General features: G+C 67.3%; 1 protein-coding gene. It reads right to left on the bottom strand.

Going from position 1 to position 1637, the window contains the following annotated elements:
• Positions 1 to 169 precede the first annotated feature (169 nt).
• Positions 170 to 1637: copper-translocating P-type ATPase (locus ACESMD_RS05260; protein ID WP_372611010.1), on the bottom strand; the 1468-nt coding region annotated here is incomplete at its 5' end.

Genomic DNA, 1637 nt, shown 5'->3' with positions numbered 1-1637 from the left:
TTGCTGGATACGCCGCGGGACGTCAGGCCCATAGGGGCGCTGCCCACACGGCTATTGGTTGTTGGGTCCCGAGAAGAAGTGATTCGGGTGGCCGAGCTTCACGGGCTATGTCTTGACGCATCGCGTTCGTCGTGCTTCGCCCCCGCCGTGGGGCCCATGCCCACCATGGTCAGATCCTTACCCGACGCAGGCGCAACGAATTCGTGACCACCGACAAGGACGACGCGCTCATCGCGAAGGCGGCGAACATCGGCGAGATAAGGATACCGAGGAACGGATAGAGGATCCCGGCGGCGATCGGCACCCCCGCCCCGTTGTAGATCAGCGCGAAGAACAGGTTCTGCTTGATGTTGCGCATCGTGGCCAGCGACAGCTTGCGGGCCCGCACGATGCCGTCGAGATTGCCCTTGACCAGCGTGAAGCCCGCGCTTTCGATCGCCACGTCGGCGCCGGTGCCCATGGCGATGCCGACATCGGCCTGGGCCAGGGCGGGGGCGTCGTTGACCCCGTCGCCGGCCATCGCCACCTTGCGGCCTTGTTCCTGCAGTTCACGGATGATGCGGGCCTTGTCCTCGGGCATCACATCGGCGCGGATCTCGTCGATGCCCAGGCGCCCGGCCACCGCCTTGGCGGTGCGCTCGTTGTCGCCCGTCGCCATGATGATGCGAAAGCCCAGCTGGTGCAGCGCCTTCAGTGCCTCGGGCGTGGTCTCCTTCACCGGGTCGGCGACACTGACCAGACCCGCGATGGCACCGTCGAGCACGACGAACATCACCGTCTCGCCCTGGTCACGGCGGTCATTGGCGGTGTCCGACAGCTTGCCGCCGTCGAGGCCCAGTTCGGCCATCAGCTTGGCATTACCCAACGCCACCGGCTTGCCGTCGACCACGCCCTTCACGCCCATGCCGGTCACGGCCTCGAAATCGCTGGCCTCGGCGAGGGTCACCCCACGTTGCTCGGCGCCGCTGACGATCGCCTCGGCCAGCGGATGCTCGGAGCCTTTCTCGAGGCTGGCCGCCAGGCGCAGCACCTCGGCTTCGTCATGCCCCGCTTCCGGCAGCACCGCCACCAACTTCGGTTTGCCTTCGGTCAGGGTGCCGGTCTTGTCGACCATCAGCGTATCGACCTTGGCGAAACGCTCCAGCGCCTCGGCGTTCTTGATCAGCACCCCCAGTTGTGCGCCGCGCCCGGTGGCCGTCATGATCGACATCGGCGTGGCCAGCCCCAGGGCGCAGGGACAGGCAATGATCAGCACCGCCACCGCCGAGACCAGCGCATAGGAGAGCGCCGGCGCCGGCCCCCAGATCGCCCAGGCGATGAAGGACAGCACGGCCACGCCGATCACCGCGGGGACGAACTTGCCTGCCACCTTGTCGGCGAATTTCTGGATCGGTGCGCGGGAGCGCTGGGCATTCGCCACCATCTCGACGATCTGGCTGAGCATGGTATCGGCGCCGACGCGGGTGGCTTCCATGATCAGGCTGCCGGTACCGTTGATGGTGGCCCCGGTGACCTTGTCGCCGTCGACCTTCTCCACCGGCACCGGCTCACCCGAGATCATCGACTCGTCGATCGAGGAGCGGCCCTCGACTACCACGCCGTCCACCGGCACCTTGTCGCCGGGCCGCACCCGCAGG

Source organism: Halomonas sp. (assembly GCF_041689495.1).
Taxonomy (GTDB): Bacteria; Pseudomonadota; Gammaproteobacteria; order Pseudomonadales; family Halomonadaceae; genus Halomonas.
This window is presented reverse-complemented; position numbering and strand designations above follow the sequence as displayed.